Raw genomic sequence first — 6,000 nt, 5'->3', positions numbered from 1 at the left:
CCTGACCCACCAGCCACTTCTCGTGGGACGGTTTTATCCGGAACCATGGTCACCCGTGTTAACTACCTACCCTTGAAAGCCAGCCCCCTCTCCCATGAAAACGCGGGCGAGGGGGAGCACCAATTTTCACCATGCATTGTGCAAGAAGCACGGCATGAAAAGCCCCTCTCCCATCGAATAGAAGAGTGGTTGGGCTGAGGAAAATGATTATTCAGCTTGCCACAAGGCTGGCACCGCCTCAGGAGTCCATGTTGATAACGAAGTGTGGGCTTGTAAGCAGCGATAGATGCGCCCGTTATAGCTCACCCGTTGACCAACCGTATAGGCCCGCATATTGCCATCCCATGCTGGAACGCCGCTTGGGGTGGCCGTTGCAGGTTGGGGAGTTGCAGTAGCTGGACGAGGCGTGGCGGTGGCAGGCCGTGGCGTTACAGTTGCAGGCCGTGGGGTGGCGGTCGCTGGACGAGGTGTGGCAGTTGCTGGGCGTGGCGTGGCGGTGGCAGGCCGTGGCGTTGCCGTCGCGGGTCGTGGGGTGGCGGTTGGGCTAATGCCAACGCGGCTTGGCGACCAATAGTTGCCCGACATCAGCAGCAAACATTGCAAGGTCACTGTATCTTCAAAATAATCTTGGTGATTGCTGCGCACTGCATCATACACCCGATTGAGCCATTGCTGGCTGGTTGGCACGGTCATCGCGGCAACTCCAAACGGCGCTGCAAAGAAAGTGCTGAAATAGCCACTATCGGGCAATGCCGTGCCATTGAGCGTATAGCCGGCCCGAATATTGGTTGCCGTGCCACCAGTTGCTTGCTCGATCCAGCGTGAGATTTTTTGGGCTTGGCGTAATGAGGCTGCATCGCCAAATACCACTGCATCGGCTCCTAAGCGCCAAGGCACGCGCCCAGAGTTATAGAAGTAATTGCCATCATTTTCGCTTTCCAAGAAGTTGGCTGGCGAAGGCTTGGGCGTGGTATTAGCCTGCACCACAAAATCGGGCAGCAAGCCAGTATTGGGGCTATATTGGGCTTGAATGCTATCAACAATGCCTTGGGTTTTGCTCAGCACTGTATCCCATGTGGCATTGCCAGTGAAAGCGCGATAATCGCGGAAGTGGCTGGGCATAAAATCCGAAGGCCGTGGCGTGTATTGGCTATGCGGGCTGCCATTTGGCGAAACCCAATCGCCCAACATTGGCAAGCGGCTGCTTGGGCCAATTGTCGATTCTAAAACGCCTGCTAAAACGGTGTTGGCAGCGCTGGCATAATTGATGCGGCCAGTACTACCCCACTGAGCATCAGCCAAAATCAGGCCATAGCCAATATCAGCATCGCCATCGAAAGCGCTATCGTTGCCAGAGCCATCGCTGGGAATTCGCCAGCCCATCAGGCGCGAATCGATGGTGCTGGGATTGGTACGCGAAAATTCCCATAAGCCATCAAAAATCGTTTGGGCTTCAGGATCGTAACCAGCCATCAGGGCCATAATCACCATGCCATAGCCTTGACCTTCGGAAACCGTCACATTGGGCGCGCTGCTGCCAAAGCTAATTCGATAGTAGGGATTGCCAGCGCTGCTCGTGCCAGCCCGCACCACATAACGGCTTTTCCAAACATCGTAAAAGGCTTTAACATCGCTATCAAGTTGGGCTTGGGTGCGATGATTCGGCTTGATCGTGCCGCTCGCATATTGGATATGCTGAGGAAAAGGCCGACGTGGCGTGGCAGCTGCATACGATGCTTTGCTGCTAAACAGTGGCACAATTACAGCACAAATTGCCAAAATCAAAATAACCCGCAGGATTAAACGCGAGCCAAAAAAAGTGCGCGAATCGTTGGTCATCCAAGGCCTCCTCGCTGTTGGAAAGTTATTCCAATGAACTTAGTAAGCAATCTAGCATAGAGCAACAACTAAAGTCAAGAGATTTATTAATAAATATTTATTATTCTCATTATTGAATAAACTGGGAGTAGGCTGTCGGCAACAAGCCTGAGGCTTTAATCAACCTTCTGATGGATAGGCAGCTGCATAATCGGGCCTATACTAGCCCAAGCTTTAGCCTAGAAGGAGCAACCACCGTGTTAAAAGGTAAATTAGTAACGCTACGCGCGATTGAACGTGAAGATAGTAAAGCCCTACATGCCTTAGAGAAAAACGTCGAATTGGTGATCTTTGGTGATGGCACATGGTCGCCAACGCCCTTGGCCAACTTTGAAAAACGCTTTGAAAAATATATCGAAGGCTCAGAAAAAAACCAATTTATTATTGAAGTCGATGGGGTCGTGATTGGCTCGATTGGCCTGCATCATGGCGATCGAGTTGCGCAATGTAGCGAATTTGGCATTGGCATCTATCACCCTGATTATGTTGGCAAAGGCTATGGCAGCGATGCGATTCAAGTTATGCTGCGCTGGGCCTTCCGGATTCAAAATTATCGCCGCATCTGGCTGACAACTGGTGGCAACAACGCCCGCGCAATCGCCGCCTATGAAAAATGTGGCTTTGTGCATGAAGGCCGCTTGCGTGAGCATGTCTTTGAAAATGGGCGTTTCATCGATCTAGTTCAAATGGGCATGTTGCGCACGGAATGGGAAGCGAAGCAGAGCATAGAACAAAGAGCATAGAACAAAGCAAAAGGCAAAAATCAAAAGGCAGAAGGCAAAAGCTCATAGCCTTCATGTTCTTCGCGGTTTCAAGCCTCGTAGATCAATGTGCTAACGCAGAGACGCAGAGAATTGAGGCGATGGGCTGTCAGCGGAACATTTGCTAGTAGGGCACTGATTCCAAAAGCCAAAAGCCTAGAGCCTAGAGCCAATTCCCCTTCGTGGATCAATTAGAAAGGATACCAAGCGTGTTAAAAGGTAAATTAGTCACCCTGCGTGCGATTGAGCGCGAAGATAGCAAAGCGTTGTATGAACTAGAAAAGAATGTTGAACTCGTGCTGCATGGCAATGGCACGTGGTCGCCCATGCCTTTGGCTAGCTTCGAAAAACGCTTCGAAAAACACCTTGAGATTACCGAAAAATTGTGGTTTGTAATTGAAGTTGAGGGCGTGGTGATTGGCTCGATTGGCTTGCACCACACCGATCAAGTGAGTCGCACCAGCGAATTTGGCATCGCCGTCTATCACCCCGACTATGTTGGCAAAGGCTATGGCAGCGATGCAATTCAGGTGCTATTACGCTGGGCTTTTCGTATTCAAAACTATCGCCGTATTTGGCTGATGACCGATAGCAATAATCCCCGCGCCATTGCTGCCTATGAAAAATGTGGCTTTGTGCACGAAGGCCGCTTGCGTGAGCATGTGTTCAACAATGGCCAGTATGTCGATGTGCTGCAAATGGGCATGTTGCGCTCAGAATGGGAAGCGAAGCAAAAGGATAAAGGATGAGGGATGAAGAAGTATGGCGCTAGGCTATTGGCTATCGGAAGCATCATTTGGCTATGGGCATTGGGCAAGGAAGAACATAATCATAATCATCTGTACTAATCTGTGGCTAAAAAATGCACCTTCGCGATCTTCGTGGTTTCAAGCCTCGTGGAGCGATTTGTTAACGCAGCGGCGCAGAGCGCTAATGAAGGAAGAATTATGAGGGATGAAGGATGAAATTAAGCAGCTAATCCATTTGGCTATCCATATGAGCGCATAATCAAACAAATCTGTGTCAATCTGTGGCTAAAAAAATACATTCTTCGCGGTTGCCAGCCTTTGTGCTCTTCGTGTGCTTCGTGGATCAAAACCGATCAATGATAAGAAAGGATACCAAACGTGCTAAAAGGTAAGCTCGTGACCTTGCGAGCAACTGAACGGGAAGATCTCAAACGCTTGCATGAACTAGAGCGCAATGTTGAACTGGTGCTCCATGCCGCAGCTAGCTGGGAGCCAATGTCTTTTGCCCACTTTGAAAAGCAGTTCGAGCGTTGGCTCGAAAAAGGCAATGGTTGGATGGTGATTGAAGCCGATGGCGTGGTGATTGGTTCGATTGGCTTGCTCAACCCGAACCGCCATCATCAAAGCAGCGAATTTGGTGTTTTTATTTATGACCCTGACTACGTTGGCAAAGGCTATGGCAGCGATGCAATTCAAGTATTTTTGGATTGGACGTTTCGCATCCAAAATTATCGCCGCATCTGGCTCACTGTTGCTTCGAATAATCCACGTGCAATCGCTGCTTATAAAAAATGTGGTTTTCGCTACGAAAGTGCGTTGCGCGAACATCTGTATAGCGATGGTCAGTATGTCGATCTGATTCATATGGGCATGTTGCGCTCGGAATGGGAAGCCAAGGATGAAGGATGAAGGATGAGGAATGAAGGCTCTAGGCTTTTGGCTTTTGGCTTTTGGAAACATAATCCAAATAATCTGTGGCTAAAGGAATGATCATTCGTGCAATTCGTGCAATTCGTGGCTAAAAAACTATAGCCTTCGCGCTCTTCGCGCTCTTCGCGGTTACAACGCAAGCGGCATCCCAAATTGTCCGATAGCCAAAAGCCCATAGCCTAATAGCGCTTCGTATCCTTCGCGCTCTTCGCGGTTGCCTTGCTAGCCACAAAAGTTAACACAACGCTGCTAATTATGATCTTGCAATGCAACAATCGCTCGCGTACCATACGTCATAGCAGTATCAGCAACCAATCAACTCCAGCACAATTGCAATAAAACTCGGAATTGGATTTGCCGAAAGGATCGGGCTATGGAATGTTTTGAGTGTGGTCAACCAGTTAATCTCAGTTTGCGCTATTGTTTACATTGTGGCGTAGACCTTGAGGCAATGTATGCGGCTCCACCAACCATGCCGATGGATCGCCTGCCCCCAATGCCGTTGTTTATGCAAGCAGCGCCTCAGCCAGTGGTTGCGGCTGCGGCCCGGTTTGAGCCAATCAGCCAGCCGCAAATCAACTTCCAATTACCAGTGATTGAGCAACTGCGCGCCAATATCAAAGACCCCAATTTCCTGATGCAAGCAATTTATTTTGTGTTTATTGGCTTCTGGAGCAGCCAAATGTGGTTGGCGGCAACCTGGATTTGTGCCTTGTTTGGATTAAATATTAGCCAACCAATGCTCAACTATTTGCCAACAATTACCTTTTTGAGCATACCCCATACCGACGGGCTGATTACCAGCCTGCGCAAGGAATTGCCACGTGGGCTATGTTTGCTGTATGGCATTTGCGTTGGCTGGTATCTCAGCATGCTGTGGATGCAGCTGATCTGGCTAGCAACCGTGAGTGTGGTTGGCTTGCCATTGGCCCAAAAAATGGGGCGCGTATTGCCCAGTGTGATGTGGCTCAAGCCCTTGCCGAAGCTAGACTAAGCGATTCGAACGCCAGATTGTATTGACGACTTCAAGCACGCTGCGCTCACGCGGAAAACTGATCTGCTCTAGGGCATCGGGCAATAAAAACCACTTGGCATCGTCGATTTCTGAAAGTTGCGGTTTAAGATAGCCGCCTGTACAGCGAAACAGAAAAAACTCAACCCATTTATGCACAAAATGGCTCTCAACCCGAAACCAATATTGAATTGCCGAAAGCGAGCAGACAATTTCGCCTCGTAAGCCAGTTTCTTCGTTGATTTCACGGCGGGCTGCTTGGGCAAAGGTCTCGCGGCCTTCACGATGGCCTTTTGGCAACCCCCAGCGTGTGCTGTTGTGCGTCGCAATCAGTACAACCTCTGGCACATCATCCATCCAGCGATAGCAAACACCACCGGCTGAATAAGCAATACGACTTTTGCGACTCTGGCTCATTCATGCCTCCATCAGGTATCACGATGCGAGCCGCCCAAGGGCCGCCCGCATCATTAATTCAACACTCCTACGAATGCTGAACAAGTATTCGATTATGCTTGCTTCATCATATCACGAGACAGCGTGATCCTCGGCAAGCAGCATCAAATTGCTTGGGATACCCAATCCCTAGCGCGCAGAACGCCGTTTGAAGAAATAGGCCAAACCTGCGAGGGCTAAGGCTGCCAATGCGCTTTTTTTATGTCGTACCATA

General features: G+C 49.8%; 6 protein-coding genes. 4 read left to right on the top strand and 2 right to left on the bottom strand.

The genetic code is table 11. From position 1 onward, the window contains the following. Positions 1-207: 207 nt before the first annotated feature. On the bottom strand, positions 208-1,839 hold the full coding sequence (locus tag JOD20_RS17230) for a glycosyl hydrolase family 8 (RefSeq protein WP_204756456.1): 1,632 nt from the start codon (positions 1,837-1,839) through the stop codon (positions 208-210). Between the two features lie 236 nt (positions 1,840-2,075). Here JOD20_RS17230 and JOD20_RS17225 point away from each other — a divergent pair, with 236 nt between their 5' ends. From JOD20_RS17225 to JOD20_RS17210, 4 genes are all read left to right on the top strand, one after another. After that, positions 2,076-2,621 (top strand): GNAT family N-acetyltransferase, encoded by a 546-nt coding sequence (locus JOD20_RS17225; RefSeq protein ID WP_204756455.1) that lies wholly within the window; start codon positions 2,076-2,078, stop codon positions 2,619-2,621. A 227-nt stretch (positions 2,622-2,848) separates the two neighbouring features. Further along, on the top strand, positions 2,849-3,388 hold the full coding sequence (locus JOD20_RS17220; protein ID WP_204756454.1) for a GNAT family N-acetyltransferase: 540 nt from the start codon (positions 2,849-2,851) through the stop codon (positions 3,386-3,388). Positions 3,389-3,766: 378 nt separating this feature from the next. After that, positions 3,767-4,297, top strand: coding sequence for a GNAT family N-acetyltransferase (locus JOD20_RS17215; RefSeq protein ID WP_204756453.1), 531 nt, complete (start codon positions 3,767-3,769; stop codon positions 4,295-4,297). A 394-nt stretch (positions 4,298-4,691) separates the two neighbouring features. Beyond that, positions 4,692-5,312: a hypothetical protein gene (locus JOD20_RS17210; protein ID WP_204756452.1), complete on the top strand. Its 621-nt coding sequence runs from the start codon at positions 4,692-4,694 to the stop codon at positions 5,310-5,312. Here the strand turns inward: JOD20_RS17210 and JOD20_RS17205 are convergent. Next, the gene (locus tag JOD20_RS17205) at positions 5,304-5,747 is read right to left on the bottom strand and encodes an NUDIX hydrolase (protein WP_110517788.1); all 444 of its coding nucleotides are present in this window, start codon (positions 5,745-5,747) and stop codon (positions 5,304-5,306) included. The two genes, JOD20_RS17210 and JOD20_RS17205, sit on opposite strands and share 9 nt — an antisense overlap. Between the last annotated feature and the right edge of the window lie 253 nt (positions 5,748-6,000).

The sequence above is a fragment of the Herpetosiphon giganteus genome, from assembly GCF_016907925.1.
Classification (GTDB): domain Bacteria; phylum Chloroflexota; class Chloroflexia; order Chloroflexales; family Herpetosiphonaceae; genus Herpetosiphon; species Herpetosiphon giganteus.
Note: the sequence above shows the minus strand (reverse complement) of the source record. Positions and strands in the feature narration are given on the sequence as shown.

Excerpts from the sequence above, each read along its gene's own strand:
- JOD20_RS17230 (WP_204756456.1), bottom strand. The coding sequence starts at position 1,839 with ATGACCAACGATTCGCGCACTTTTTTTGGCTCGCGTTTAATCCTGCGG.
- JOD20_RS17210 (WP_204756452.1), top strand. The coding sequence starts at position 4,692 with ATGGAATGTTTTGAGTGTGGTCAACCAGTTAATCTCAGTTTGCGCTAT.
- JOD20_RS17205 (WP_110517788.1), bottom strand. The coding sequence starts at position 5,747 with ATGAGCCAGAGTCGCAAAAGTCGTATTGCTTATTCAGCCGGTGGTGTT.